This window comes from Streptomyces cyaneofuscatus, assembly GCF_000718135.1.
Lineage (GTDB): Bacteria > Actinomycetota > Actinomycetes > Streptomycetales > Streptomycetaceae > Streptomyces > Streptomyces cyaneofuscatus.
The window spans coordinates 159,016-185,744 of the sequence record NZ_JOEM01000012.1 but is presented as its reverse complement, the minus strand read 5'-3'; the positions used below and the strand labels follow the sequence as shown (position 1 = coordinate 185,744).

Here is a 26,729-nt window from a genome sequence, read left to right as displayed (position 1 = left end):
TCTCGCATCTCAGCACTCGTCCTCGATGGTCCGGTCCCGCCCCGCCAGCACCCCGGCCACCATCTGCGGGATCATCAGCCCCGCCATCAGGGCGATCGGCAGCCCCCAGCCGCCGCTGTGCTGATAGAGCACGCCGACGAGCAGCGGGCCCGGGATCGAGAGGAGATAGCCGGTGGACTGGGCGAAGGCCGAGAGCCGGACCACGCCCGCCCCGGTCCGCGACCGCATGCCGATCATGGTGAGGGCGAGCGGGAAGGCGCAGTTGGCCACGCCGAGCAGCACCGCCCAGACCCACGCGCCGGCGGCCGGGGCCAGGTAGAGGCCGCCGTAGCCGATCAGGCCGCACAGGCCGAGGACCACGACGATGGGGCCCTGCTGCTTGAGCCGGCCGGCGACCCGGGGGATGACGAAGGCGAGCGGCACGCCCATCGCCATGGTGACCGCGAGCAGGACCCCCGCCGTACCGGCCGAGACCCCGGCGTCGCGGAAGATCTGCGGCATCCAGCCCATGGTGATGTACGCGGCCGTCGCCTGGAGCCCGAAGAAGCAGGCGAGGCCCCAGGCGGTCCGGCTGCGGGTGATCCGGAGCGCCGGGGCGTCCGCGGGACGGGAGGCCTGACCGGACGCGGACCGGTCCGGCGCGGGCGTTCCGGGCGCCGGGGTCCGGTCCCGTACGAGGACGATCCAGGGCAGCACCGCGAGGGCGGCGAGCACGGCCCAGACGGCCAGCCCGGACTGCCAGCTCCCGCCCATCGCGCTCGTCAGCGGCACGGTGACGGCGGCTGCGAGGGCGGTGCCGAGGGCCAGGGCCATGGAGTAGAGGCCGGTCATGGTGCCGACGCGGTCGGGGAACCAGCGCTTGACGATCACCGGCATCAGGATGTTGCTGACGGCGATGCCCATCAGGGCCAGGGCGCTGGCGGCCAGGAATCCGGCGGTGGAGCCGACGTACGGGCGGATCACCAGGCCGGCCGCGATGGCGGCCATGCCCGCGCAAACGACGGCGCCCGCACCGAAGCGGCGGGCGAGGCGGGGGGCCATGACGCCGAAGACCGCGAAGCAGAGCGGCGGTACGGAGGTGAGCACGCCCGCCACGCTGCCGCTCATGTGCAGCCCGTCGCGGACCTCTTCGAGGAGGGCGCCGAGGCTGGTGATGGCGGGACGGAGGTTGAGGGCGGCCAGGACGAGCCCGACGGCGATCAGGCGCAGCAGCCAGGGGGCGGGGGCCTCGGCGGCCCCGGTGAGCTGCGGGGCCGGGAGGCCGGCGGGGGTGCGCGCGGCGCCGCCGCGGTTCAGGGTCGGGGTCTGGGTCTCGTCGTCCGGCATGAGGCCATCATAGAATCATGGGATGATTGGTTGTCCAATCGCGTGGAACCGACCGGATCCCCCGGATACCTCGGCCCCCCGGGCCTCCCTGAGAGAATCCGGCCCGGACCTGACAGCTCACGAGCAAGGAGCACCATGGCGCTGACGTCTCCACGGCGTTCGGCACTCTCCGACCAGGTGATCGCGGAGTTGCGGAACCAGATCACGTCGGGCGAGTGGCCGGTCGGTTCGCGGATCCCGACCGAGCCGGAGTTGGTCGAGCAGCTCGGCGTGGCCCGTAACACCGTGCGCGAGGCGGTGCGGGCGCTCGCGCACAACGGGCTGCTGGACATCCGGCAGGGCTCGGGCACCTATGTGATCGCCACGAGCGAGCTGGCCGGGGTGATGCACCGCCGCTTCGCCGCCGCCGACCCGCGCCACGTCGCGGAGCTGCGCTCCACGCTGGAGTCGTCGGCCGCGCGGCTCGCCGCCGTACGGCGCACCGAGCGCGATCTGCGACAGCTCGACACCCTGATGGCGCGGCGGGAGGAGGCGTGGGCCTCGGGGGACGCGGAGGCGTTCGTCGCGGCGGACGCGACCCTGCACCTCGCGGTGGTCGCCGCCTCGCACAACGACGTCCTCACCGAGCTCTACGCGGACCTCGGGGATCTGCTGCGCGACTACCTACGGGATGACGTGGGCCCCGAGCTGCGCCCGGAGAACCATATGGATCACGCGCGACTGGTCGAGGCGATCCGGGCCGGGGACGCGGAGACGGCGGCGGCCGAGGCGGCGAGCCACGCGCTGAACTGCCTGGCGGACCGGGTGTGACCCCGGACCCTTTCAGAGCGGCGCCGGACGGTGGCTGACCCAGGCGGTCGCGATCTCCTTCCAGCAGCGGTCCTCCAGCCGCACGGTCCGCCCCGGCGCCACCGCGACCGCCGCGCCGTCCGCGTCGACGTCCCACCAGCGGGCGCACTCGGTGTGGAGCTGGACCAGGTCGGTGGAGGGGTAGGGGTTGTGGCAGTACGCGACGACCCGGGAGCCCTCGATCGCCGTACGGCACTCGGAGCCGGCCGGTTCGGGGGGCGGGGGCTCGGCAGCCGTACCGGTGTCGGCTCCACGGGCGACGTGGACTCCCAGGGGTACGGCGAGTGCGGCGACGGCCGCCGACGCGGCCAGCAGGAGACGGGTGCGGCGACGCGTGGGGCGCACGGCGATCTCCCTCCCGCAGCCTGACAGAAGTCCGGTTCCTCCACATTCTGCGGTGGACCGGCCGACTTTTCGACCGGAGCGGCGGCGGGGAGTCACGGACGGCGACGGCCCCCGGCCGCGTACCGCCTCGAAGAACGACGAGGTGGTACGCGGCCGGGGGCCGTCCCGCAGGGATGGAGGCCGGTCAGGCGCCCATCATGTGCACGCCGCTGTCGACGTGGATGATCTCGCCGGTCGTGCGCGGGAAGAAGTCGGAGAGCAGCGCCACGACGCCGCGGCCGGCCGGCTCGGGGTCGGACATGTCCCAGGCGAGCGGGGCGCGGGTGTTCCAGACGTCGGCCAGCTCCGAGAAGCCCGGGATGGACTTGGCGGCCATGGAGCCGATCGGTCCGGCCGAGATCAGGTTGCAGCGCAGCCCGTCCTTGCCCAGGTCACGGGCGAGGTAGCGGGAGGTGGCCTCCAGCGCGGCCTTGGCCGGGCCCATCCAGTCGTACTGCGGCCAGGCGTACTGGGCGTCGAAGGTGAGGCCGACGATCGAGCCGCCCTCGCTCATCAGCGGCTTGCAGGCCATGGCCAGCGACTTCAGGGAGAACGCCGAGACGTGCATCGCGGTGGCGACGGACTCGAACGGGGTGTTGAGGAAGTTGCCGCCGAGCGCGTCCTGCGGCGCGAAGCCGATGGAGTGGACGACGCCGTCCAGCGAGCCGAGCTCCTCGCGGACCAGGCTCTCCAGCCGGTCCAGGTGCTCCTGGTTGGTCACGTCCAGCTCGATGACCTTGGCGGGCTTCGGCAGCTTCTTGGCGATGCGCTCGGTCAGGGTGGGGCGGGGGAAGGCCGTGAGGATGACCTCGGCACCCTGCTCCTGGGCCACCTTCGCGGTGTGGAACGCGATGGACGACTCCATCAGCACCCCGGTGATGAGGATGCGCTTGCCGTCGAGAATTCCGCTCATGGTGATCAGTGACCCATGCCCAATCCGCCGTCAACGGGGATGACGGCTCCAGTGATGTACGACGCGTCGTCGGAGGCGAGGAAGCGCACCGCGGCGGCGATCTCCTCGGGCCGCGCGTAGCGGCCCAGCGGCACCTGGGACACGATGCCCTTGCGCTGCTCCTCGGTGAGCACCTGGGTCATGTCGGTGTCGACAAAACCGGGGGCGACGACGTTGAACGTGATGTTCCGCGAGCCGAGTTCCCGGGCCAGCGACCGGGCGAACCCGACCAGTCCGGCCTTGGAGGCGGCGTAGTTCGCCTGGCCCGCCGAGCCGAGGAGGCCGACGACGGAGGAGATCAGGACGACGCGGCCCTTCTTGGCGCGCAGCATGCCGCGGTTGGAGCGCTTGACGACCCGGAAGGTGCCGGTGAGGTTGGTGTCGACGACGGAGGTGAAGTCCTCCTCGGACATCCGCATCAGCAACTGGTCCTTGGTGATACCGGCGTTGGCGACCAGCACCTCCACGGGACCGTGCTTCTCCTCGATCTCCTTGTAGGCCTGCTCCACCTGCTCGGCGTCGGTGATGTCGCAGCGGACCGCGAGGACACCGGCCTCGGTGAGTTCCTGGGGAGGCTCGCCGGAGCGGTAGGTGATCGCTACCTGGTCGCCGTTGTCGGCGAAGGCGCGGGCGATGGCGAGGCCGATGCCCCGGTTTCCTCCGGTGACGAGAACCGAGCGGCTCAACGGATCACCCTTTCCTTGGCGGTGTGGTGCGTACCCTCTGGCGGTCGAGTACGTCGAAAACCTATCGGTACCGTGCGCCGATCGAGGAATCGGGCCCTGACAGTGGCTTGTCCGGGGTGCTGTGGGGTTCCTACAGTTCGCACGATTGCGTGCCGGGCACACATGTCCGCGATATCCCCGGCTGTCCCCGCCTTCCGCATGGTTCACTGCCGTCGTGTATCGAGAAGGGAATTCCCTGTGCCCCACGAGGTAGATCAGTCATTCCTGGCCCTGCCGCTGCGCGCGCTGGCCGACGCGGCGCTCGCGCGGGCGCGCGCGCTGGGCGCCACGCACGCCGACTTCCGGCTGGAGCGGGTGCGCAGCGCCTCCTGGCGGCTGCGGGACGCGCGGCCGGCCGGGGCTTCGGACAGTACGGACCTCGGGTACGCGGTGCGGGTGGTGCACGGCGGGGCCTGGGGGTTCGCCTCGGGCGTCGACCTGACGATGGACGCGGCGGCGAAGGTGGCCTCGCAGGCCGTCGCCATGGCCAAGCTGTCCGCCAAGGTGATCGCGGCGGCGGGCTCCGACGAGCGCGTCGAGCTGGCGGACGAGCCGGTGCACGGCGAGCGGACCTGGGTCTCGGCGTACGACGTCGACCCGTTCTCCGTACCGGACGAGGAGAAGGCGGCGCTGCTCGCCGAGTGGAGCGGGCGGCTGCTGGGCGCGGAAGGGGTGGCGCATGTGGACGCGTCCCTGATGACCGTCCATGAGAACAAGTTCTACGCGGACACGGCCGGGACCGTCACCACGCAGCAGCGGGTGCGTATCCAGCCGCAGTTCACGGCCGTGGCGGTGGACTCCACGACCGGTGAGTTCGACTCCATGCGGACCATCGCCCCGCCCGCCGGGCGCGGCTGGGAGTACCTGACCGGCACCGGCTGGGACTGGGACGCCGAGCTGGAGCAGATCCCCGGGCTGCTGGCGGAGAAGATGCGGGCGCCGAGCGTCGAGGCGGGGACGTACGACCTGGTCGTCGACCCGTCGAACCTCTGGCTGACCATCCACGAGTCGATCGGCCACGCCACCGAGCTGGACCGGGCGCTCGGTTACGAGGCGGCGTACGCGGGCACGTCGTTCGCCACCTTCGACCAGCTCGGCAAGCTGACGTACGGCTCCCCCGTCATGAACGTGACCGGTGACCGCACCGCCGAGCACGGCCTGGCGACCATCGGGTACGACGACGAGGGCGTCGAGGCGCAGTCCTGGGACCTGGTCAAGGACGGCACGCTCGTCGGTTACCAGTTGGACCGCCGGATCGCGAAGCTCACGGGTCTGGGCCGGTCCAACGGGTGCGCGTACGCGGACTCGCCGGGCCATGTCCCCGTACAGCGCATGGCGAACGTATCGCTCAAACCGGACCCGGGCGGGCTGTCGACGGAGGACCTGATCGGCGGGGTCGAGCGCGGGATCTACGTGGTCGGTGACCGGTCCTGGTCGATCGACATGCAGCGCTACAACTTCCAGTTCACCGGGCAGCGGTTCTTCCGCATCGAGAACGGCAAGCTCGCCGGGCAGCTGCGCGATGTGGCGTACCAGGCGACGACGACGGACTTCTGGGGCTCGATGGAGAAGGTCGGCGGCCCGCAGACGTATGTGCTCGGCGGCGCGTTCAACTGCGGCAAGGCCCAGCCGGGTCAGGTCGCGGCGGTCTCGCACGGCTGCCCCTCCGCCCTCTTCCGGGGCGTCAACATCCTCAACACGACGCAGGAGGCCGGACGATGAGCGGCGACCACGGAATCGGCTGGGGGTCCGGGGGTCGCCCCCCGGGTAAGCACAGTCTCAACACGACGCAGGAGGCCGGACGATGAGCCGCGTCAGCAAGCCGTACGAGATCGTCGAGCGGGCCCTGGAGCTGTCCACCACGGACGGCCTGGTGGTCATCGCGGACGAGCACTCCTCCGCCAATCTGCGCTGGGCCGGCAACGCGCTCACCACCAACGGGGTGACCCGGGGCCGGACCCTCACCGTCATCGCGACCGTCGACGGGGCGGAGGGCACCGCGTCCGGCGTCGTCTCCCGGTCCGCCGTGACCGCCGACGACCTGGAGCCGCTGGTACGGGCCGCCGAGGCCGCCGCCCGGGGCGCCGGTCCGGCGGAGGACGCGCAGCCGCTCGTCAGCGGGGTGCCCTCCTCCCCCGACTTCACGGACGCGCCCGCCGAGACCGGCTCGGAGGTCTTCGCGGACTTCGCCCCGGCCCTCGGTGACGCCTTCGCCCGGGCCCGCTCCGGCGGCCGCGAGCTGTACGGGTTCGCGAACCACGAGCTGACCTCCACCTACCTCGGTACGTCGACGGGGCTGCGGCTCCGCCACGACCAGCCGACCGGGACACTGGAGCTGAACGCCAAGTCCCCGGACCGGACCCGTTCCGCGTGGGCGGGCCGGTCGACGCGGGACTTCAAGGACGTCGACCCGGCGGCGATGGATGCGGAGCTGGCGCAGCGGCTGCGCTGGGCGGAGCGGCGGATCGACCTGCCTGCCGGGCGGTACGAGACGCTGCTGCCGCCGACCGCCGTCGCGGACCTGCTGATCTACCAGCTCTGGTCGTCCACCGCGCGGGACGCCGTGGAGGGCCGGACGGTCTTCTCCCAGCCGGGCGGCGGAACCCGGCTCGGCGAGACGCTGGCGCCGCTCCCGCTGACCCTGCGCAGCGACCCGCACGCGCCGGGTCTGGAGTCGGCGCCGTTCGTGATCGCCCACTCCTCCGGCGACAGCGCTTCCGTCTTCGACAACGGGCTGCCGCTGGCCCCGACCGACTGGATCCGGGACGGGAAGCTGGAGCGCCTGACGACGACCCGGCACTCGGCGGCCCTCACCGGGCTGCCGGTCGCCCCGGCCATCGACAACCTGGTGCTGGACGGGGGCGGTGAGCGGTCGCTGGAGGAGATGGTGGCCGCGACGACCGGGCGGGCACTGCTGCTGACCTGCCTCTGGTACATCAGGGAGGTGGACCCGGCGACGCTGCTGCTGACCGGGCTGACCCGGGACGGCGTCTATCTGGTGGAGGACGGCCAGGTGGTCGGCGAGGTGAACAACTTCCGGTTCAACGAGTCGCCGGTGGACCTGCTGTCGCGGGCGTCGGAGGCGGGCCGTACGGAGAAGACGCTGCCGCGCGAGTGGGGCGACTGGTTCACCCGGGCCGCGATGCCCGCGCTGCGCATCCCGGACTTCAACATGAGCTCGGTCAGCCAGGGGGTGTGACCCGCCTAGACTGACCCGTACATCCCTACGTAACGCAAGGAGCACCGGAACCGTGACGGACATCGTCGACGAGCTGAAGTGGCGCGGGCTGTTCGCCCAGTCCACTGACGAGGACGCATTGCGCAAGGCTCTCGCGGACGGTCCCGTCACCTTCTATTGCGGCTTCGACCCGACCGCGGCGAGCCTGCACGTGGGGCACCTCGTGCAGGTCCTCACCGTGCGCCGGCTCCAGCAGGCGGGTCACCGCCCGCTCGCCCTGGTCGGCGGGGCCACCGGTCAGATCGGTGACCCGCGCCCGACCGCCGAGCGCACGCTGAACGACCCGGAGACCATCGCGGCCTGGGTGCAGCGGTTGCGGGAGCAGATCGAGCCCTTCCTCACCTTCGAGGGCGCGAACGCGGCGACGATGGTCAACAACCTGGACTGGACCGCGGGGATGTCCGCGATCGAGTTCCTGCGGGACATCGGCAAGCACTTCCGGGTCAACAAGATGCTCACCAAGGACTCGGTCGCCCGCCGGCTGGAGTCGCAGGAGGGCATCAGCTACACGGAGTTCAGCTACCAGCTGCTCCAGGGGATGGACTTCCTGGAGCTGTACCGCCGCTACGGCTGCGTCCTCCAGCAGGGCGGCAGCGACCAGTGGGGCAACCTCACCGCGGGCATCGACCTGATCCACCGGCTGGAGCCGGGTGCCACCGTGCACGCGCTGGCGACGCCGCTGATGGTGAAGGCGGACGGGACCAAGTTCGGCAAGTCCGAGAGCGGTGCCGTCTGGCTGGACCCGGAGATGACGACCCCGTACGCGTTCTACCAGTTCTGGCTGAACGTGGACGACCGGGACATCTCCCGGTACATGCGCATCCTCAGCTTCAAGAGCCGTGCGGAGCTGGAGGAGCTGGAGAAGCTGACCGAGGAGCGGCCGCAGGCGCGTTCCGCGCAGCGGGCGCTGGCCGAGGAGCTGACCACGCTGGTGCACGGCGGTGCGCAGTGCGCGGCGGTCATCGCGGCGTCGAAGGCGCTGTTCGGCCAGGGTGATCTGGCGGAGCTGGACGAGGCGACGCTGAGCGCGGCCCTCTCCGAGGTGCCGCACGCCCGGGTCTCCGAGCTGGCTCCGCTGGTGGACCTCCTGGTGGAGGTCGGTCTCGCACCGAGCAAGTCGGGTGCCCGGCGCACGGTCAAGGAGGGCGGCGCGTACGTGAACAACGTGAAGGTCGCCGACGGTGAGGTCGCGCCGGACGCCGGGGAGCTGCTGCACGGGCGCTGGCTGGTGCTGCGCCGGGGCAAGAAGAACCTGGCGGCGGTGGAGGTCGTCCCCGCCGGTTGATCCTTCCCGCCGGATCGCTGAACAGCGCCGCGGCCGGACACGCTTTTCCTCGCGTGTCCGGCCGCGGCGCTGTGTTGTGCCGTAACGGTGCTGTGCCGTAGCCGTGCCGCCCGGCCCCGGGTCAGGTTCTGCGCTTGTTGCCACGGATGGACTGCCAGGCCATGTCACCGACGGCGACGACCGCCACGGCACCGGCCAGCTGGAGCAGATGGCGGATCCAGTCGATGCCCTTGGTGTCCTCGACGCCGATCCAGCCGGCCACGGCATTACCGAGGATGGAGCCGAGAATACCGAAGATGATCGTCAGCCAAATGGGAATGTCCTGCTTGCCCGGCAGGATCGCCCGTGCGATCACACCGAGCACCAGGCCCACGACGATTGCCCACAACCAGCTCATTTCGCCTCCTCGTGCGGCGCGGAGTGCGCGTCCGCCCAGTCTTGGGCGGCCGTCGGCGGGCCGCACGCCGGGCGGGGCCGTAAGGGTGGGGCGGCCGGCCGGGGACAGCGGTGCGCGCCCCGGTCTTCGGTACGCCGGGTGCTCGGCGTACCGTGGATGCGGCCCGGTCCCGGAGCGTCCGGCACAGAGATCTGGTGGTGGAACACATGCTGCGGAAGAGCGACGAGGTGGAGGTCTTCCGGATCACGGAGGCCCGTCAGGGGCTGGCCGACGATGTGCGGGGCAGGCAGCGGCGCTATGTGATCTCGATGTCCGTGCGGACGGTGTCGGTGGTGCTGGCCGCGGTGCTGTGGAACGTGGAGCGGCATGTCGCGATCGTGGCGCTCGCCCTGGGAGTGCTGCTGCCGTACGTGGCGGTGGTCATCGCCAACGCGGGCCGGGAGAACGCCCCTTCGCTGCCGTCGGCCTATCTCACCGCCCCCGTGCGGCCTGCCCTGGAGGCCGCTCCGGTCGCCGGCCGCGACGGGTCCGCGGGCCCCGACGGGCGGGCCGGGTGGGTGCCCCCGTCACAGGAGCACAACTGAGCCCGGGCGTACCGCGAAGCTCAGGAAAAGCTCAGATCAATCATGACGTTCCGGTGCACCGCACCCCGGTGCCCGTGACATACTTCAGAGGCGCTCCGCATCCCCCGTCGGAGCGATGGACCGACGCCGGGCAGCTCCCCCCGTGGCTGCCCGGCGTCGCCGTTTCTCCGGCCGGGGATGCGTCGTTCGGTGCGCGGAGCGCCTGACTTAGGCTGGGTGCCGTGATCTTCCCCGAGACATCCGCCGAGAGCGCCGCCGGTGCCCCGATCTGTTCCGCCAAGGGCTGCCGGGCCGACGCGGTCTGGGTGCTCGCCTGGAACAACCCCAAGCTGCACACGCCCGAGCGGCGCAAGACCTGGCTGGCCTGTGACGAGCACCGGGAGCACCTGTCGCAGTTCCTGGGCGTACGAGGCTTCCTCAAGGATGTCGTGGCGCTCGCCGACTGGGAGTCCGGCCCCGGAGCGGGCTGAGCGTCAGCCGCCGATCGCCGACATCGGGCGGTCGGGCTGCAGGAAGGACGGGTCGTCCAGTCCGGAGCCGGCCTTCTTGCCCCACATGGCGACCTTCCAGAGCTGGGCGATCTCCGCGTCCGGCGCGTCCGAGCGCAGCGCGGAGCGCAGGTCCGTCTCCTCGCGGGCGAAGAGGCAGGTGCGGATCTGGCCGTCGGCGGTGAGCCGGGTGCGGTCGCAGGCGCGGCAGAAGGGGCGGGTGACCGAGGCGATCACGCCGACGCGGTGCGGGCCGCCGTCGACGGTCCAGCGCTCGGCGGGGGCGGAGCCGCGGGCTTCGTCGTCCTCGGCGGTGAGGGTGAAGCGGGTGCGCAGCGAGGCGAGGATGTCACCGGCGGTGATCATGCCGTCGCGCTTCCAGCCGTGCTGGGCGTCGAGCGGCATCTGCTCGATGAAGCGGAGCTCGTAACCGTTGGCGACGGCCCAGGCCAGCAGCTCGGGGGCCTCGTCGTCGTTGAGTCCCGGCATCAGGACGGAGTTGACCTTCACCGGGGTGAGGCCGGCCTCGCGGGCGGCTTCAAGGCCTTCCAGGACGTCCTTGTGGCGGTCCCGGCGGGTGAGGGTCTTGAAGACGTCGGGGCGCAGGGTGTCCAGGGAGACGTTGACCCGGTCGAGGCCCGCGGCCTTGAGGGCGGCGGCGGTCCGCTTGAGGCCGATGCCGTTGGTCGTGAGCGACATGCGGGGGCGCGGGGTGAGCACGGCGCACTGCTCGACGATGGAGACGAGGCCGGGGCGGAGCAAGGGCTCCCCGCCGGTGAAGCGGACCTCGGTGATGCCGAGGTCGGTGACCGCGATGCGGATCAGGCGCACGATCTCGTCGTCCGAGAGCAGCTCGCTCTTGCCGAGCCACTGCAGGCCCTCTTCCGGCATGCAGTAGGTGCACCGCAGATTGCACTTGTCGGTCAGTGACACGCGCAGGTCGGTGGCGACCCTGTCAAAGGTGTCGATGAGCACGGTGGCTCTCCTCCCCCGGTGGTGTCGGTGCGGTCGGTGTGGTGTCGGTGCGGTCGATCTCTTCCGAGCCTACGTGAGACCGCTGACATCGCAGGGGCCCGTTTGCCACGAGGTGCGGCCGGGCCGCGTCGTAGGACTCTACGACGCGGCCCGGACCAGGGGGTGGCGGATGCACCGAACGGCTCGGTGAATTCCTTCTCTCAGTGCGCTCCGGTGCCGGTGAGGGACTTGACCTCCAGCTCGGCGTACTTGTCGGTGTCGGGCTTCTCCTTGCCGATCACCGAGCCGAGCCAGCCGAGCAGGAAGCCCAGCGGGATCGAGATCAGGCCAGGGTTCTCCAGCGGGAACCAGGCGAAGTCGACGCTCGGGAACATCGAGGTCGGCTTCGAGGAGACGACCGGCGAGAAGAGCACCAGCAGGACGGAGGAGGAGAGCCCGCCGTAGATGGACCAGAGGGCCCCCTGGGTGGTGAAGCGCTTCCAGAAGAGGCTGTAGAGGATCGTCGGCAGGTTGGCGGAGGCGGCGACCGCGAAGGCGAGGGCCACCAGGCCGGCCACGTTGAGGTCGCGGGCGAGCGCGCCGAGTGCGATGGAGACGATGCCGATGGCGACGGTGGCCCAGCGTGCGGCGCGGACCTCCTCCTTCTCGGTGGCCTTCCCCTTGCGGATCACGTTGGCGTAGATGTCGTGCGCGAAGGACGAGGAGGAGGCGAGGGTGAGTCCGGCGACGACGGCGAGGATGGTCGCGAAGGCGACGGCGGAGATCACCGCGAGGAGGATGGCGCCGCCGGTGGATCCGGAGCCGCCGCCGATCTCCAGTGCGGCGAGTGGTGCCGCCGTGTTGCCCGCCTTGTTGGAGGCGATGATGTCGCCGGGCTTGAGGATCGCCGCGGCGCCGAAGCCCAGCACGATCGTCATCAGGTAGAAGGCGCCGATGATGCCGATCGCCCAGTTCACGGACTTACGGGCGGCCTTGGCGGTGGGCACGGTGTAGAAGCGGATCAGGATGTGCGGCAGGCCCGCGGTGCCGAGGACCAGGGCGATGCCGAGGGAGATGAAGTCCAGCTTCGAGACGCCGGTGGCGCCGTACTTCAGGCCGGGCTCCAGGAAGGCCGCTCCCTTGCCGCTGTTGCTGGCGGCGGTGCCGAGCAGGTCGGAGATGTTGAAGTTGAACTTCAGCAGGATCAGGAAGGTGATGAGCAGGGTGCCCGCGATGAGCAGGACGGCCTTGACCATCTGCACCCAGGTGGTGCCCTTCATGCCGCCGATGGTGACGTACAGGATCATGAGGACGCCGACCAGGGCGACGATGACGATCTTCCCGAAGTCGCTGGTGATGCCGAGCAGCAGCGAGACGAGGACGCCGGCACCGGCCATCTGGGCCAGCAGGTAGAAGATCGAGACGACGATCGTGGACGTACCGGCGGCGGTACGGACGGGGCGCTGGCGCATCCGGTAGGCGAGGACGTCGCCCATGGTGTAGCGGCCGGAGTTGCGCAGCGGTTCGGCGACCAGGAGCAGGGCGACGAGCCAGGCGACGAGGAAACCGATGGAGTAGAGGAAGCCGTCGTATCCGAAGAGGGCGATGGCGCCCGCGATGCCCAGGAAGGACGCCGCGGACATGTAGTCGCCGGAGACCGCGAGCCCGTTCTGGAAGCCGGTGAACTGGCGGCCGCCCGCGTAGAAGTCGGAGGCGCTCTTGGTCTGGCGGCCCGCCCACACGGTGATGAAGAGGGTCGCCACGACGAAGGCGGCGAACAGGGTGATGATCAGTGGCCGGTGCTCGCTCGCGCCTTCGGTGGCGGCGAGCTGGACGGCCGGATAGAGGGTGTGGGCGGCGCTCATACGTCGGCCTCCATACGGGACTTGATCGCTTCGGCCTTCGGGTCGAGCTTGCTGGCGGCGTGCCGGGAGTAGAGCACGGCGATGAGGAAGGTGGTGGCGAACTGGGCGAGGCCGAGGACGAGCGCCATGTTGATGTTGCCGACGACCTTGGTGCTCATGAAGCCGCCCGCGTAGTTGCAGAGCAGGACGTAGAGCAGGTACCAGGTCACGAAGGCGATGGTGAGCGGGAAGGCGAAGGAGCGGAACGAGCGGCGCAGGTCGGCGAACTCGGCACTCGCCTGCACCGCGTTGAACGCCTCGGTGGTGGGCTGGGCCGGGCTGGTGTCGGAACGGCCCTCGGGCGGCGGTGCATCGGTAGCCACGGAATCTCCTCGCGACGCGGGTGCGGTGATCTGGGGGACGGTGGGTGTCATAGGGAGGCCTCGATACCGGGGGACGGTGATGTGCCTCCTGGACAACGGCACGGAGGGCGCGACGAAGCGGTTCACCGGATCTTTCGCCTTCTCGGCCTCATCCCGGTGACCGGAAGCCCCTCCGTCCCGGTGGCCTGAAGTCGCCCGTACACATTCGGCCGCACAGGTGCACTCTTCGAACTCACTTGCCCCAAATCGTTGATGTGCCAGGAAGATCGGCGATAGCTTCACTCGTCATGTACGCGACCGAACACGCCAGGTGTCCGGTCGACCGGCACGGATGATGTGGAGAACCCATGGCTCATCTGGCATCGAGACGGACCCGCGCGCTCGCGCTGCCCGTCGGACTCGCGCTCGTCGCCTCGCTCGGCTTCCTGCCGGCGACGTCGGCCACGGCGGCGCCCACCGGCGCACCGGCCACCGCGACCCCGCGGACCGACGGACCGAAGCTGAGTTACGTCGTCAACACCGGCAGCGGCCGCACCGCCGTCCAGCAGGTGAAGAAGGCCATCACGCAGGCCGGCGGCACGGTCGTCATCTCGTACGACCAGATCGGCGTCATCGTCGCCCACTCGCAGAACCCGGCCTTCGGCGAAACGATCCGCCGCGTACGGGGCGTGCAGTCGGCGGGCGCGACCCGGACCAACCCGATCGTGCCCCAGGCCACCAAGGACGTCGGCGCCATAGCGCAGCCGCTGACCGAGGCCCAGGCGGCGGCCGCGGCCGCCCAGGCGACGGCGGAGGAGGACCCGCTGGAGCCGCTGCAGTGGTCGCTGCCCGCGATCAAGGCGGACAAGGCGCACCAGAAGTCGCTCGGCTCGAAGAAGGTGACGGTCGCCGTCATCGACACGGGCGTCGACGACACCCACCCGGACCTGGCGCCCAACTTCGACCGCGCCGCCTCCGTCAACTGCGTCACGGGCGCTCCGGACACCACCGACGGCTCCTGGCGGCCGGCGGCGGGCGAGAGCGACCACGGCACCCATGTGGCGGGCACCATCGCCGCCGCGAAGAACGGATTCGGCGTGACGGGGGTGGCGCCGGGTGTGAAGGTCTCCGGCATCAAGGTCTCCACCCCGGACGGCCTCTTCTACACCGAGGCCGTCGTCTGCGGCTTCCTCTGGGCGGCCGAGCACGGCGTCGACGTCACGAACAACAGCTACTACACCGACCCCTGGCTCTTCGCCTGCAAGAACGACCCGGACCAGGGCGCCCTGGTCGAGTCGCTCACCCGCGCCGCCAAGTACGCCGAGCGCAAGGGCACGGTCAACGTCGCCGCGGCGGGCAACGCCCGCCACGACCTGTCCTCCGACACCATCGAGGACCGGACCAGCCCGAACGACACCGAGCCGGTCACCCGGACGATCGACCCGCGGGTCTGCCCCGACGTCCCGACCATGCTGCCGGGCGTGGTGACGGTCTCGGCGACGGGCGCCAAGGGCCTGAAGTCCTCGTACTCGAACTACGGCAAGGGCGTCATCGACGTCGCCGCCCCCGGCGGTGACTCGACGATCTACCAGACCCCCGAGCCGCCGGCCGTCAACGGGCTGATCCTCTCGACGCTGCCCGGCGGCAGGTTCGGCTACAAGGCCGGCACGTCGATGGCGTCCCCGCACGTCGCGGGCGTCGTGGCCCTGATCAAGTCCCGCCACCCCTACGCCTCACCGGCCGCGGTGAAGGTCCTGCTGGGCCTCCAGGCGGACGCGAAGGCGTGCGGCGAGCCGTACGACTACAACGGTGACGGGGTCATCGACGCGGTCTGCGAGGGCGGCAAGAGCTACAACGGCTTCTACGGAGCCGGAGTGGTCGACGCGCTGGACGCGGTCCGCTGGTAGGCGGATGACGCAACGATGAGCGGGGCCAGGGGGATCTTTCCCCGGGCCCCTGCTCGTACGTCCGTACTCCTGACTCCGTATTCCTACGGAACTCCTACGGGCGGCCGGCCCGCCCCGCCCTGAGCACCCCGAGGGCCAGCAGGAGCTGCGCGGCGATGTAGGTGAGCATCACCCAGAAGTCGGGGGCGGGCAGCCGGGGCCACTCCGCGATGCCGGTGGCGATGAGGGCGTCGGAGAGCAGGAAGAGCGCCCCGCCGGCCGCGGCGTACCGTCCGAGCACACCGGCCCGCCAGGCCATCGCGGTGAGCAGCAGGCTGTAGCCGGCCACCGGAACGCGCAGCTCCGCGGGGAGGTCGGACCAGATCAGGACGAGGAAGACGGTGAGGACGACGGCGTACGCGATCCCCGCGGCCAGGGACGCACGGGTCCGGGCCTGCCCCCGCCCGAACAGCGTCAGATAGCAGACATGGCCGACGGCGAAGGACCCCATCCCGAGGAGGAACGCCAGGTCGTTGTCGGCGAGCAGGAACACGTCCCCGCCCCACCCGAACAGCAGGGCCGCGATGAGCAGCCGGGGCCCGCACCGGACGGCGGCGTACGCGGCGAGCAGCGGCATCAGCAGCGGCTTGGCGACCAGGTGGACGGTGTCGAGCCCGGCGAGGAGCCCCGCGAGGTCGACGACGGCGGCGACCAGGAAGGCCCCGAGGAGCGGCCGCGCGAACCGCCCGGTCCCTGCCGTCCCCGACGGGGCGGGGCGGGACGCGGTGGCGCTCATCGAGTGAGTTCCGGGGCGGCGGCCTGCGCGGGTACGGGGGCGGGCGCGGGTGGATCGACCGGTAGGGCAGCGGGCTTCGGAGCGGGCTGCCAGCCCGGCCCCCGGAAGACCCGCCCGGCGCGCTCGCTCCAGCTCCCGGCGGCCCGGACGTCCCGGGCGATCGCGGCGTACTCATGGGTGGCGACGCGCAACGGGTTGTGGGTGGAGATGTTCTTGGTGAGCCCGTAGACGGGCCGCTCGGTCTCGGCCGCGAAGGACCCGAACATCCGGTCCCAGATGATCAGGATGCCCCCGTAGTTGCGGTCCAGGTAGCTGCCCTGCGAGGCGTGGTGGACGCGGTGGTGGGAGGGCGTGTTGAGGACGTACTCGAAGGGGCGCGGGAGCTTGCCGACGCGCTCGGTGTGGACCCAGAACTGGTAGACGAGGTTGGCCGACTGGCAGAACGCGAGCGCCGCCGGGTGCACACCGCAGGCGATCAGCGGGAGGTAGAAGGGCCAGACGGTGGCGGAGGTCCAGGGCTGGCGGAGCGCGGTGGTGAGGTTGAACTTCCGGCTGGAGTGGTGGACCACGTGGCAGGCCCACAGGATCCGGATGACGTGGTGGCCGCGGTGGGACCAGTAGTAGAAGAAGTCCTGGGCCAGGAGCATCAGCAGGACGGTCCACCACACCACGGGCACCCGCAGCGGCGTCAGCTCGTAGACCCCCATGTAGATGGCGAGGATGGGGATCTTCCACAGCAGGTCGAACCCGAGGCTGCCGAGCCCCATGGTGACGCTGGTGGCGGCGTCCTTGGTGTCGTATCCGGCCGCGTCCTCGTCCGGATGGAAGCGGTAGCTGACCATCTCGATCACGGTGAGCAGCACGAAGGCCGGTATTGACCACAGCACGACATCGGGCAGGTTCGGCTCCATGCGAGCACCGTAGGGCCGCCCGTCGGCGAGGGCTAGATGTTGTTACCCACAAGTATGCGAGATCTGGTGTCAGCAGCCTTTGGCACCTTCTGCCAAGGGACGGCGGGCCGATAAATCCATGGCGCGCCCCAACACACCCCCCTAAGCTCCCTCTTGCGCGGGGGCGGCTCCGTGGTGTGCTTCCTTCTCCACCTCTCCGAATCCCGTAGCGCGCCCACTCTCCGCCCCCGCCCCACACCTCCTCCCTCTCCTCCCCTGGGGCTTGTTTGTCCGTGTCGCCGTCGCTGTCGTCCGTGCTGCTCCGCCGTCTTCGGACGGTGTACGTCGGGGAGGCCGGGCACCGGCCCGGTGATCCGCCGACCACGACCGGGCTGGTGGCCCTGGAGGCCGAGCTCCTGGATCGCGGGTTCGTCCTCACACCGGCTCTGCACGCCGCCCTCGCGTGGCTCGGGCCCGCCGGGCTGGCCGATGCGGGGAAGCAGTTGGTGGGGCACATCGACGCCGAGCTCGGCGCGGACCGTACGCACATGCCGCTCTTCCGCAGCTTCCCGGCCTCCGTGCCGGACGACACGCTCCAGCTGTACGTGGACCGGGTGTTCACCCTGCTGCTCCAGTGGCCGCATCAGCCGTGCGTGCTCTGTTCCACGGTCGGCAGCGTGCACCCGGTCGCCCCCTGCGCCCACCTCGTGTGCCGGGAGTGCTGGGACGGCGCCGACTACTCCGGCTGTCCGATCTGCCACCGCCGCACCGCCGACGACGACCCGTTCCTGAAGCCCGCGCCGCCGCGCCGGCAGGTGGAGACGGCGGCCGGGCCGGTGCAGCCGTTGGTCCTCGGCACCGACGCGGCGGCAGACGCGGTCACGGCGCTGGGGCGGCTGCTCGCGCGGCGCACCCCGTTGCCTCCGCAGGACCGGGACGACGTCGTGGCGCTGCTGGCCCACACCCCGGCGGGGCTCGGCTGGCTGCCCGAGGAGATTCCCGTACGGGAGACGAAGGCGCTGGTCCTGGGCACGCTGCTGCGGGACCGGCGGACCCGGGACGCCGTGCGGGCGGTCCTGCCCGTCCGGCTGACCACCGCCACCGATGTGCTGCGGCTCCTCGCGGTCTGGTCGGGCGGCGGGGCGGACCTGCTGGACACGCCCCGGCACCGGTCCCTGCCGCGCGGGCTGCGGCGCGAACTCCTCGCCGTACTGGACGCGCTGGACCCCTCCTCGCTGGTCGAGGACGTCCTGCGGCGCCCCGAGCGGTGGAAGCGGGCGGCCGAGACGCTGCACCCGAACGAGCAGCACGCCCGCCACCCCCGGGCCGCCCTGGCCTTCGCGGTACTGCGGGCGACGCATGTGTCCACGGTGTCGGAGCCTCTCGCGGCGACCCTGGTGCGTACGGCGGCCGAGAACCCGCTCGCCGTACGGGCGGACGGGGCACTGTTCAAGGCCAACACCTGGACCGGGCGGGTCGAGCAGGCGTTCGCGGCGGGCGAGACCGGCACCGTGATCGCTCTCCTCGCCCAGCGCCCGGGCACCCTGCTGCGCCGGCTCGACCAGGTGCTGCGGATGGAGGGGGACGGGGTGCCTCCGGACGCGTTGCTGCACGTGCTGGAGCACGGGCTCGACGGTGCCGGGCCCGGTCCGCTGCTGGCCGCGCTGGGGCGGCTGAGGATCCGTGACGTTCCCGGCGGGCGGCGGGTCTTCTTCCCCCGGGGCCAGGTGACGCACTCGTACACCCTCGACGACACCCGTCCCCCGCTGCCCGCCCCGACCGTGGAGCGGGTCTGCGCGCTGCTGGAGCGCGAGGTGCTGCGGCGGCTCTCCACCTCCTCCCGCTTCGATCTGGCGGTGCTCGACGAGGGGCTGGCCGCGCTCGCCGTGCCCTCCGCCGAGAGCGCGGCGGCCAAAGCGCTGGTCGCGGTTCCCCGGGGCAGTACGCAGCCGTTGCCCGAGGGCGAGGTGCTGCGGATGTTCCTGCACTGGATGCAGCCGCCCGCCGAGATCGTCGACCTCGACCTGTCGGTGGCCTTCTTCGACGCCGAGTGGACCTACCTCGGGCTCTGCGACTACACGAACCTGGTGTACCGGAACCGGGTGGCCGTGCACTCCGGCGACCTGACCTCCGCGCCCGCACCTAGGGGCGCCAGTGAGTACGCCGACCTGGACCTGGACGGACTCACCCGGGCCGGGGTGCGGTTCGCGATGCCGGTGGTGTTCAGCTACAACAACGTGCCCTTCGAGCTGCTGCCCGACGCCTTCGCCGGGTTCATGGCGCTGCCGTCGGTGGACGGGCGCGTCGCGCACTTCGACCCGCGGACCGTCCGCCAGCGCTACGACCTGATCGGCCACTCCCGGGTCCATGTGCCGATGGTGGCGGACGTGGAGCGGCGCACCTTCCTCTGGACCGATCTGCATCTGCCGCCGTCGGAGGGCCACCACAGCGTGAGCCGGCACATCGACGAGCTGGGCCGGGCGGGCAGGGACCTGTACCAGTACTTCTCGGCGGGGCGTACGACGCTGTGGGACCTGGCGGTGTGGCACGCGGCGGCCCGGACCGACGAGGTGGCGGTCTCCCGCCGGGACGGGCTGATGCGCTACCGGCGCGGGGCCGGGGAGGACACGGCCGCCTTCGCGAGGCGGATACGCACGCTCCGCACCCCGGACACGGAGGAGCCGCACGGTACGGGGCCCGCAGACAGGGTCGCCGCGATGGAGCGGGCGGCGGCCGGGAAGCGAGTGTTCCTCGCGGTGGTGAACGGGGACGCGGCCCCGGAGAAGGTGAGCGGCACGGTCTACCGGCTGCTGCCCGGTCCGGTGGACGGCTGCGGGCTCGACCGGGTGGCCGCGGGCGACCTGGTGGCCGCGCTCGGCTGACCCGAAGGCGGCGCGCGGGGAACGGAGTTGAGGGTTCCGGTGCGGCACTCCGGGCCCTGCCCCGCCCGGCCGAATAGGGGTCTGTCAGTCCCGGCCCGTATTCTCTGTGACCATGCTCGACGACCGCCAGACAGCCGCACCGTGGCCGACCGCCTACCCCCAGGGGTACGCGGTCGTCGACGTGGAGACCACCGGCCTCGCCCGCGACGACCGGATAGTGTCCGCCGCCGTCTACCGGCTCGACGCCCTGGGCAATGTCGAGGACCACTGGTACACGCTGGTGAATCCGGAGCGGGACCCCGGTCCCGTCTGGATCCACGGGCTGACGAGCGACGTGCTGGAAGGCGCGCCGCTCTTCCCCGAGGTCGCCGCCGAGCTGTCGGCTCGGCTCGCGGACCGGGTGCTCGTCGCGCACAACGCGGCGTTCGACTGGTCGATGATCGCGCGGGAGTACGCGCGCGCCTCGGTGGTCGCCCCGGTCGAGCAGCGGCTCTGCACGATCGCGCTCGCCAAGGAGCTGCGGCTGCCGCTGCCCAACCACAAGCTGGCCTCGCTCGCCGCCCACTTCGGCGTCGTACAGCAGCACGCCCACCACGCCCTGGACGACGCCCGGGTGCTGGCCGAGGCGTTCCGGCCGAGTCTGCACGCGGCGGCACGGGGCGGGGTGCGGCTGCCGTTGCTGGAGTGCCGGCCGCTGACCGAGTGGTCGGACTCCCCCGTCGCCCCGCGCGTCGGGTATCAGCCCGCGCGGCAGCCGAACAGCTGGCGGCCCTCGCGGAAGCGGCCGGCCTGCCCGTATCCCAATCCGGGGCGGTACGAGAAGGAGAAGCCGCTCAAGCAGGGGATGCGGGTGGCGTTCTCCGGGGACACCTCGATCGACCGGGAGCTGCTGGAGGACCGGGCGGTGGAGGCAGGGCTGCATGTGGCGACCAGCGTGTCGCGGCTGACCAGTCTGCTGGTGACCAACGACCCGGACGCGGCGACGTCCAAGACGCAGAAGGCGAAGTCGTTCGGCACACCGATCCTGGAGGAGAGCGCCTTCACCCATCTGCTGCGCGATGTGGCGCCCGCCGAAGGCGCTGTGCTGCCGCACCAGGCACCGCCGCCACCGTCGGAGGCCACCCCGTCATCGGAGTGAACCGGGCGCGACTCGCCCGGCGTCCGCTCGCCCGTCGCCGCCCGGCGTCCCACCCTGTGGCGCATGGCACGTTGTGAGGTTTGCGGAAACGACTACGGCATGTCCTTCGAGGTGCACGCGCAGGGTGCGGTGCACGTCTTCGACTGCTTCTCCTGCGCCATCCACCGCATGGCGCCGATCTGCGAGCACTGCCGGGTCCAGGTGATCGGGCAGGGCGTCGAGGTGGAAGGGCACTGGTACTGCGGTGCCCACTGCGCCCGCGCCGAGGGAAAGGTAGGCATCGTGGACAAAGTGTGAGAGAAGATCTCATTGCCGGGCCTCCCCGGCGCCACCCCTGAGTGCCGCACCCCATGACCCCGGTTGTACGGTCATGGGGTGTACCGCTTCCTGTTGACCCGGCAGTGGGTTCTCCTCACCCTCCTCGCTCTTGTCCTGATGCCGACCATGGTCGAGCTGGGTTTCTGGCAGTTCCACCGCCATCAGCACCGGGTCGCGCAGAACGAGCTGATCTCGCGGAACCTGAAGGCCGATCCGCTCCCGGTCACCGATCTCACCTCCCCCGGGCACACCGTCCCGCGCGCCGACTACTGGCGGGCGGTGACCGCGACGGGCACGTTCGACAGCGAGCACGAGGTCGTGGTCCGTCGGCGCACGTCGGAGGACGACAAGATCGGCGTGCATGTGCTGACCCCGCTGGACCTCAGGGACGGGGGCACCGTCCTGGTCAACCGGGGCTGGGTGCCCGCCGCCCCGAACCAGACGTCGTACCCGGACGTGCCGCCCGCTCCCCGCGGCGAAGTGACCGTCACCGGGCGGCTCAAGGCGGACGAGACGACCGGCAGCAGCGGCATCAAGGACCTGGCGGGGCTGCCGGACCGGCAGGTGATGCTGATCAACAGCGAGCAGCAAGCGCATCTGCTCTCCCGCGAGGTCCTCGGCGGGTACATCGAACAGACCGCCCCGCAGACCGCGGGCGGGCTTCCCGAGCAGATCCCCGACCCCGACGACAGCTCGATCGGCGCGCACATGGCGTACGCCGTCCAGTGGTGGCTGTTCGTCGCCGCCGTTCCGGTCGGCTGGATCATCCTCGTACGGCGGGAGAAGCGGGACCGCGAGGAGGCCGCCGCGAAGGGTGAGCCGGCCGGTACCGCCGCCGGGCAGCCGGAGACCGCGAGCGCCTGAGAGCTCCGGCACACCGGTCGGCTGGTTGACGAGGGTCCTGTTCGGGAACACGCCAGAGCGTGACCCCACGCATCGAGGACTACGCCCTGATCGGCGATCTCCAGACCGCCGCGCTCGTCGGCAGGAACGGTTCGATCGACTGGCTCTGCCTGCCCCGCTTCGACTCCGGCGCCTGCTTCGCCGCTCTGCTCGGCACCGAGGAGAACGGCCACTGGCGCATCGCGCCTCAGGGCACGGACCCATCGGACACTTGTACCCGGCGCGGCTATGCGGGTGATTCGCTGGTCCTGGAGACGTACTGGGAGACCCGGACCGGCACGGTCAAGGTCATCGACTTCATGCCGCAGCGCGACAAGTCGCCCGATGTGATGCGGATCGTCGAAGGTGTCAGCGGGACCGTCGACATGAGCTCCGTGCTGCGGCTGCGGTTCGACTTCGGGTCCGTGGTGCCGTGGGTGCGCCGGTCGCACGGCCACCGGGTCGCGGTCGCCGGGCCCGACTCCGTATGGCTGCGCAGCGAGCCGCCGGTCAAGACGTGGGGCCAGCAGTTCTCCACCTGCTCCTCGTTCACCGTCGCCGAGGGCGAGAGCGTGGCGTTCGTCCTCACCTGGCACCCCTCGCACTCGCCACGCCCGAAGCTGATCGACCCGCACAAGGCGCTGAAGCACACGCTGCACGACTGGGCGAAGTGGACCGAGCGGTGTACGTACAAGGGGCCGTACCGCGAGGCCGTGCTGCGTTCGCTGATCGTCCTGAAGGCGCTGACGTACGCCCCGACGGGCGGCATCGTCGCGGCCCCGACCACCTCGTTGCCGGAGGAGATCGGGGGCGTACGGAACTGGGACTACCGCTTCTGCTGGCTGCGGGACGCCACCCTGACCCTCGGCGCGATGGTCTCGGCCGGTTATCTGGAGGAGGCGGCGGCCTGGCGCGACTGGCTGCTGCGGGCCGTGGCCGGGGATCCGGCGGACCTCCAGATCATGTACGGGCTCGCGGGCGAGCGCCGGCTCCCCGAGATGGAGCTGCCCTGGCTCGGCGGGTACGAGAACTCCCGCCCCGTACGTATCGGCAACGCGGCCGTCCGCCAGCGTCAGCTGGATGTGTACGGCGAGGTCATCGACGCGCTCCGGCTCGCCAAGGTCGCCGGTCTGGACGACAAACCGCACGCCTGGAACCTCCAGCTCAGCCTGCTCGGCTTCCTGGAGTCGTCGTGGCGGGAGCCGGACGAGGGGCTGTGGGAGATCCGCGGCGCGCGGCGCCACTTCGTGCACTCCAAGGTGATGGCCTGGGTCGCCGCCGACCGGGCGGTGTGCTCGCTGGAGGAGAACCCCGAGCTGCCCGGGGACGCGGACCGCTGGCGGGCGATGCGGGACGCCGTGCACGCCGAGGTGTGCGAGAAGGGGTACGACCCCGTGCGGAACACCTTCACCCAGTCCTACGGGTCCAAGGAGCTGGACGCGGCGACGCTGCTCATCGTGCGGACCGGGTTCCTGCCGCCCGACGACCCCCGGGTCATCGGCACGGTCGACGCGGTCCGCGACGAGCTGGGCAGCGACGGGCTGGTCCGCCGCTACAGCACCGAGGGGGTCTCCGTCGACGGGCTGCCCGGCGACGAGGGGGCGTTCCTCGCCTGTTCGTTCTGGCTGGTGGACGCCTTGCAGCGGATCGGCAGGCACGACGAGGCGCGGGAGCTGTTCGAGCATCTGCTGGAGCTCCGCAGCGATGTGGGGCTGCTGGCCGAGGAGTACGACGTCGCGGCCGGGCGGCAGCTGGGCAACTTCCCCCAGGCGTTCAGCCATATCGGACTGGTGAACTCCGCTGTCGACCTCGCGGGGGACGACCCGGCAGGATAGGGCCATGGATCTTGGACTGAAGGACCGCGTGTACATCGTCACCGGCGCGACCCGGGGCCTCGGCAACGCCACGGCCCGGGCCCTGGCCGCCGACGGCGCGAAGGTGATCATCACCGGCCGGGACGAGAAGGGCGCCGAGGAGGCCGCCGCCGAGCTGGGGCCGGACGCCGTGGGTCTCGCCGCCGACAACGCCGACCCGAGCGCCGCCCAGCGGCTGGTGGACACGGCCCGGGAGCGGTTCGGGCGGCTCGACGGGGTGCTGATCAGTGTCGGCGGGCCCGCACCCGGCTTCGTCGCCGACAACACCGACGACCAGTGGCAGACGGCGTTCGAGACGGTGTTCCTCGGTGCGGTCCGGCTGGCCAGGACGACCGCCGCCGCGCTGGGCGAGGACGGCGTCATCGGCTTCGTACTGTCCGGGTCGGTGCACGAGCCGATCGGCGGACTGACCATCTCCAACGGGCTGCGCCCCGGCCTCGCCGGTTTCGCCAAGTCGCTCGCCGACGAGCTGGGGCCGCGCGGCATCCGGGTCGTCGGGGTGCTGCCCGCCCGGATCGACACCGACCGGGTCCGCGAGCTGGACGCGCTGTCCGGGGACGCCGAGGCGGCCCGTACGGCCAACGAGGCGCGCATCCCGCTGCGACGCTACGGGACGCCGGAGGAGTTCGGGAAGACCGCGGCCTTCCTGCTCTCCCCCGCCGCCTCGTATCTGACGGGGATCATGGTGCCGGTCGACGGCGGGTCGCGGCGCGGTTTCTGAACCGCTGCCGTCTGTCCCGTACGCCCCAGGGCAGCTCTGAACCCCTGCTCTCTGTCCCGTACGTGCTCTCTGTCCCGTACGCTCACGGGCCGTCAGGACACCCGCTCCGCGCGGTGCTTGACGGCCCGCAGCCGTACCTCGGCCGGGAGCTCGTCCAGGCCCGCCGACTCGCGGGCGTGGGCCAGCGCTCCGTCGGCCACCGCGTTCAGCGCCTGCTCGGGGGCGGCGTGCGGCTCCATCAGCAGCCGGATGCGGGCCTGCGGGGCGGTCCGGCGGCCGGTCAGGGCCGCCTGGGCGCGGGCCACTCCGTCCACCTGGCCCGCCTCGTCGGCGAGCACGCCCTCCAGCGCCTTGCCCCGCACCTGCGCGCCCTCACCGTCGCCGCTGTCGACCAGCACGTCGGAGAGGCGGCCGCGCCGGAGCTGGGCGAGGAGCCACCACAGGGCGAGGACGACCAGGACGGCGAGGACCGCGATCACGGTCGGCCACCACCAGCCCTCGTCGCGCCAGCGGCCCCGGTCGGACGCGCTGAGCAGCACGTCGTTCTTGCCGTCCCAGGGCCACCAGGACGGCAAGGAGGCACCGAGGCCGACGGCGAGCGCCCCGCCGCCGACGACGATCAGGACGAGCCCGGCGAGGGCCAGCAGGACCCGGTTGACGGTGGAGCGCATGCCGCTCATCCCTTCTTCGCCGGCCGGTGCACCTGGACGGAGAGACCGGGCGGCTTCGCCAGGCCCAGTTCCCGGACGGCCGTGGTCAGTACGGAGTTCAGGTCGCCGCGTACGTCGTCGAGTTCCCGGAAGTGCGAGAGGGCGCGCACCTTGGCCTTGCGCCGTCCCATCCGGACCCGGACGGACTGCACCCCGGGCACCCGCACGGCCCGGTCCCGCAGGACGAGTGCGGCGGCGGTCCGGTCGAGTCCGGCGCGTACGCCGGCGCGGTCGCGGCGCATCGGCAGCAGGTCGCGCAGCCCGGGGGTGAGGGCGAGCAGGAGCAGCCAGAGGCCGATCAGTGCGGCGACCCCGGCACCGATGAGCACCGCGACGTCGTCGAGCTGCCGCTCCGCGAGGCCGTCGGCCAGCGAGCGCCGCCACTGCATGGCCGGGTGCCCGGCCCGTACGGCGGCGATGTCGTAGAGCAGCAGCCCGGCCGCGCCCAGGAGCACCAGGGCCAGCAGGGCGGCCGGGATCCGGCGCGCGGACCAGAAGCGGCCGGCCCGGCCGCCGCCCTGCTCCAGGGTGGGGACCCGGTCGTGGTCGGCGGGCGTGCCGGGGCCGGGGGTGTGCGTCCCGCCACCGTCCTGGTCCACCGTGGGCATCCGCCGGGTGGAGCCGGCGGGGTCGCCGTGGTCGCCGGGTTCGGTCATCGGATCCTCCCCTGTGCTCCGCTCGTGGCCGGGTGCAGCCGCTCGACCTGGACGGCCACTTCGGGCACCTCCATGCCCGCCAGCGTCTTGACCCGCTGGGCGACCCTGCTCCGTACGGCACCGCATTGGCGGCCGATGTCGCAGGGGTAGCCGAGCTCCAGGCTGACCCGTACGCGGGCGGCGTCGCCGTGGACGGTGACCGTGGCGCGCGGGGAGGCCCCGTCCGGGGGCGGATCGTCGACGGCTTCCTTCGCCGCCTGAGCGGCGATCTTGGCGACGACCCGGTCGGCGATCCGGGTCTCACCCCGTTCGGCGGCGGCGACCCGCCCGGTCACCGCCGTCACCGTCGCCGGTCGCCGCGCTCGCGACTCCGGAAGAAGTCGCCGGGTTCCAGGTCACCGTCCAGGAATCGGCCGGCGATGAAGCCGACCGCGCCCAGCGCGGCCACCAGTACGAAGGCTCCGAACCCGCCGAAATATCCGGCGAACCCGAGCGCCATGCCGGCCAGAAGACCGGCCACAGCCATGCTCATCGTCTCTCCTCAACTGCCTTGCGGCGCCAACTGTCCTTCGGCGGGGAACCCGGAAC

The 26,729-nt window shown here is 71.6% G+C and carries 27 protein-coding genes; 13 read left to right on the top strand and 14 right to left on the bottom strand.

Annotation, left to right across the window (positions count from 1 at the left end; all coding sequences use genetic code 11):
* Window positions 1-9 precede the first annotated feature (9 nt).
* Window positions 10-1,326 carry a CynX/NimT family MFS transporter gene (locus IF17_RS0121100; protein ID WP_030568209.1) on the bottom strand — a complete coding sequence of 439 codons (1,317 nt, stop codon included), beginning with the start codon at window positions 1,324-1,326 and terminating at the stop codon, window positions 10-12.
* A 135-nt stretch (window positions 1,327-1,461) separates the two neighbouring features.
* Between IF17_RS0121100 and IF17_RS0121095 the strand changes: the two genes are divergently transcribed.
* The gene (locus tag IF17_RS0121095) at window positions 1,462-2,136 is read left to right on the top strand and encodes a FadR/GntR family transcriptional regulator (RefSeq protein WP_018512254.1); all 675 of its coding nucleotides are present in this window, start codon (window positions 1,462-1,464) and stop codon (window positions 2,134-2,136) included.
* 12 nt (window positions 2,137-2,148) lie between these two features.
* Here IF17_RS0121095 and IF17_RS0121090 read toward each other — a convergent pair whose 3' ends face one another.
* The 3 genes from IF17_RS0121090 to fabG all read right to left on the bottom strand — a co-directional run bounded on the left by IF17_RS0121090 (window position 2,149) and on the right by fabG (window position 4,197).
* The gene (locus IF17_RS0121090) at window positions 2,149-2,520 is read right to left on the bottom strand and encodes a hypothetical protein (RefSeq protein WP_030568207.1); all 372 of its coding nucleotides are present in this window, start codon (window positions 2,518-2,520) and stop codon (window positions 2,149-2,151) included.
* Between the two features lie 184 nt (window positions 2,521-2,704).
* Window positions 2,705-3,472 carry an enoyl-ACP reductase FabI gene (gene fabI / locus IF17_RS0121085; protein WP_030568205.1) on the bottom strand — a complete coding sequence of 256 codons (768 nt, stop codon included), beginning with the start codon at window positions 3,470-3,472 and terminating at the stop codon, window positions 2,705-2,707.
* Between the two features lie 5 nt (window positions 3,473-3,477).
* Window positions 3,478-4,197, bottom strand: coding sequence for a 3-oxoacyl-[acyl-carrier-protein] reductase (gene fabG, locus IF17_RS0121080; protein ID WP_030568203.1), 720 nt, complete (start codon window positions 4,195-4,197; stop codon window positions 3,478-3,480).
* A gap of 237 nt (window positions 4,198-4,434) precedes the next feature.
* Here fabG and IF17_RS0121075 point away from each other — a divergent pair, with 237 nt between their 5' ends.
* The 3 genes from IF17_RS0121075 (at window position 4,435) to tyrS (ending at window position 8,759) form a co-directional block, all read left to right on the top strand.
* Window positions 4,435-5,958, top strand: coding sequence for a TldD/PmbA family protein (locus IF17_RS0121075; protein WP_030568201.1), 1,524 nt, complete (start codon window positions 4,435-4,437; stop codon window positions 5,956-5,958).
* An 82-nt stretch (window positions 5,959-6,040) separates the two neighbouring features.
* Window positions 6,041-7,435 (top strand): metallopeptidase TldD-related protein, encoded by a 1,395-nt coding sequence (locus IF17_RS0121070; protein ID WP_030568199.1) that lies wholly within the window; start codon window positions 6,041-6,043, stop codon window positions 7,433-7,435.
* A gap of 52 nt (window positions 7,436-7,487) precedes the next feature.
* Window positions 7,488-8,759 carry a tyrosine--tRNA ligase gene (gene tyrS, locus IF17_RS0121065; protein ID WP_030568197.1) on the top strand — a complete coding sequence of 424 codons (1,272 nt, stop codon included), beginning with the start codon at window positions 7,488-7,490 and terminating at the stop codon, window positions 8,757-8,759.
* Between the two features lie 121 nt (window positions 8,760-8,880).
* Here tyrS and IF17_RS0121060 read toward each other — a convergent pair whose 3' ends face one another.
* Window positions 8,881-9,156, bottom strand: coding sequence for a GlsB/YeaQ/YmgE family stress response membrane protein (locus IF17_RS0121060; protein ID WP_030568195.1), 276 nt, complete (start codon window positions 9,154-9,156; stop codon window positions 8,881-8,883).
* A 206-nt stretch (window positions 9,157-9,362) separates the two neighbouring features.
* On the opposite strand from IF17_RS0121060, the gene IF17_RS0121055 reads away from it, so the two are divergent.
* Together IF17_RS0121055 and IF17_RS0121050 are read left to right on the top strand one after the other, a co-directional pair.
* Entirely contained in the window at window positions 9,363-9,740 is a 378-nt protein-coding gene (locus tag IF17_RS0121055; protein ID WP_030568193.1) for a DUF3099 domain-containing protein, read from the top strand.
* 221 nt (window positions 9,741-9,961) lie between these two features.
* Window positions 9,962-10,210: a hypothetical protein gene (locus IF17_RS0121050; RefSeq protein WP_018512246.1), complete on the top strand. Its 249-nt coding sequence runs from the start codon at window positions 9,962-9,964 to the stop codon at window positions 10,208-10,210.
* A gap of 3 nt (window positions 10,211-10,213) precedes the next feature.
* Here IF17_RS0121050 and moaA read toward each other — a convergent pair whose 3' ends face one another.
* The 3 genes from moaA to IF17_RS0121035 all read right to left on the bottom strand — a co-directional run bounded on the left by moaA (window position 10,214) and on the right by IF17_RS0121035 (window position 13,409).
* On the bottom strand, window positions 10,214-11,203 hold the full coding sequence (moaA, locus tag IF17_RS0121045; protein WP_030568191.1) for a GTP 3',8-cyclase MoaA: 990 nt from the start codon (window positions 11,201-11,203) through the stop codon (window positions 10,214-10,216).
* A gap of 200 nt (window positions 11,204-11,403) precedes the next feature.
* Window positions 11,404-13,047 carry a solute symporter family protein gene (locus tag IF17_RS0121040; protein WP_030568189.1) on the bottom strand — a complete coding sequence of 548 codons (1,644 nt, stop codon included), beginning with the start codon at window positions 13,045-13,047 and terminating at the stop codon, window positions 11,404-11,406.
* Entirely contained in the window at window positions 13,044-13,409 is a 366-nt protein-coding gene (locus tag IF17_RS0121035; protein ID WP_018512243.1) for a DUF485 domain-containing protein, read from the bottom strand. Before IF17_RS0121035 ends, IF17_RS0121040 begins: the two co-directional genes overlap by 4 nt.
* Window positions 13,410-13,756: 347 nt before the next feature.
* On the opposite strand from IF17_RS0121035, the gene IF17_RS0121025 reads away from it, so the two are divergent.
* Window positions 13,757-15,295, top strand: coding sequence for a S8 family peptidase (locus tag IF17_RS0121025; RefSeq protein WP_030568187.1), 1,539 nt, complete (start codon window positions 13,757-13,759; stop codon window positions 15,293-15,295).
* A gap of 94 nt (window positions 15,296-15,389) precedes the next feature.
* Here IF17_RS0121025 and IF17_RS0121020 read toward each other — a convergent pair whose 3' ends face one another.
* Entirely contained in the window at window positions 15,390-16,070 is a 681-nt protein-coding gene (locus IF17_RS0121020; protein ID WP_030568186.1) for a lysoplasmalogenase, read from the bottom strand.
* Window positions 16,067-16,981: a sterol desaturase family protein gene (locus IF17_RS0121015; protein WP_030568183.1), complete on the bottom strand. Its 915-nt coding sequence runs from the start codon at window positions 16,979-16,981 to the stop codon at window positions 16,067-16,069. Before IF17_RS0121015 ends, IF17_RS0121020 begins: the two co-directional genes overlap by 4 nt.
* 272 nt (window positions 16,982-17,253) lie before the next feature.
* Here IF17_RS0121015 and IF17_RS0121010 point away from each other — a divergent pair, with 272 nt between their 5' ends.
* From IF17_RS0121010 to IF17_RS0120985, 6 genes are all read left to right on the top strand, one after another.
* Window positions 17,254-19,842: an MXAN_6230/SCO0854 family RING domain-containing protein gene (locus tag IF17_RS0121010; RefSeq protein ID WP_030568181.1), complete on the top strand. Its 2,589-nt coding sequence runs from the start codon at window positions 17,254-17,256 to the stop codon at window positions 19,840-19,842.
* 106 nt (window positions 19,843-19,948) lie between these two features.
* Window positions 19,949-20,980 carry a DEDDh family exonuclease gene (locus IF17_RS0121005; protein ID WP_030568179.1) on the top strand — a complete coding sequence of 344 codons (1,032 nt, stop codon included), beginning with the start codon at window positions 19,949-19,951 and terminating at the stop codon, window positions 20,978-20,980.
* Between the two features lie 63 nt (window positions 20,981-21,043).
* The gene (locus IF17_RS0121000) at window positions 21,044-21,277 is read left to right on the top strand and encodes a hypothetical protein (protein ID WP_076967598.1); all 234 of its coding nucleotides are present in this window, start codon (window positions 21,044-21,046) and stop codon (window positions 21,275-21,277) included.
* 78 nt (window positions 21,278-21,355) lie between these two features.
* Window positions 21,356-22,162, top strand: a complete 807-nt coding sequence (locus tag IF17_RS0120995) for an SURF1 family cytochrome oxidase biogenesis protein (RefSeq protein WP_030568175.1) — start codon at window positions 21,356-21,358, stop codon at window positions 22,160-22,162.
* Window positions 22,163-22,221: 59 nt separating this feature from the next.
* The gene (locus IF17_RS0120990) at window positions 22,222-24,015 is read left to right on the top strand and encodes a glycoside hydrolase family 15 protein (RefSeq protein ID WP_030568173.1); all 1,794 of its coding nucleotides are present in this window, start codon (window positions 22,222-22,224) and stop codon (window positions 24,013-24,015) included.
* A 4-nt stretch (window positions 24,016-24,019) separates the two neighbouring features.
* Window positions 24,020-24,775 carry an SDR family oxidoreductase gene (locus IF17_RS0120985; RefSeq protein WP_030568171.1) on the top strand — a complete coding sequence of 252 codons (756 nt, stop codon included), beginning with the start codon at window positions 24,020-24,022 and terminating at the stop codon, window positions 24,773-24,775.
* A gap of 92 nt (window positions 24,776-24,867) precedes the next feature.
* On the opposite strand, the gene amaP is transcribed toward IF17_RS0120985, so the two are convergent.
* Genes amaP through IF17_RS0120965 form a run of 4 tightly spaced genes read right to left on the bottom strand, consistent with a single transcriptional unit; the run spans window position 24,868 to window position 26,673 of the window.
* Window positions 24,868-25,455: an alkaline shock response membrane anchor protein AmaP gene (gene amaP, locus IF17_RS0120980; protein WP_030568169.1), complete on the bottom strand. Its 588-nt coding sequence runs from the start codon at window positions 25,453-25,455 to the stop codon at window positions 24,868-24,870.
* Window positions 25,452-26,141, bottom strand: a complete 690-nt coding sequence (locus IF17_RS0120975) for a DUF6286 domain-containing protein (protein ID WP_030568167.1) — start codon at window positions 26,139-26,141, stop codon at window positions 25,452-25,454. The genes amaP and IF17_RS0120975 overlap by 4 nt, the downstream gene beginning before the upstream one ends.
* A complete protein-coding gene (locus IF17_RS0120970) occupies window positions 26,138-26,485 on the bottom strand; it encodes an Asp23/Gls24 family envelope stress response protein (RefSeq protein WP_030568165.1) in 348 nt (115 codons plus the stop codon). Before IF17_RS0120970 ends, IF17_RS0120975 begins: the two co-directional genes overlap by 4 nt.
* Window positions 26,482-26,673: a hypothetical protein gene (locus tag IF17_RS0120965; RefSeq protein ID WP_012381448.1), complete on the bottom strand. Its 192-nt coding sequence runs from the start codon at window positions 26,671-26,673 to the stop codon at window positions 26,482-26,484. The genes IF17_RS0120970 and IF17_RS0120965 overlap by 4 nt, the downstream gene beginning before the upstream one ends.
* Window positions 26,674-26,729: the final 56 nt, after the last annotated feature.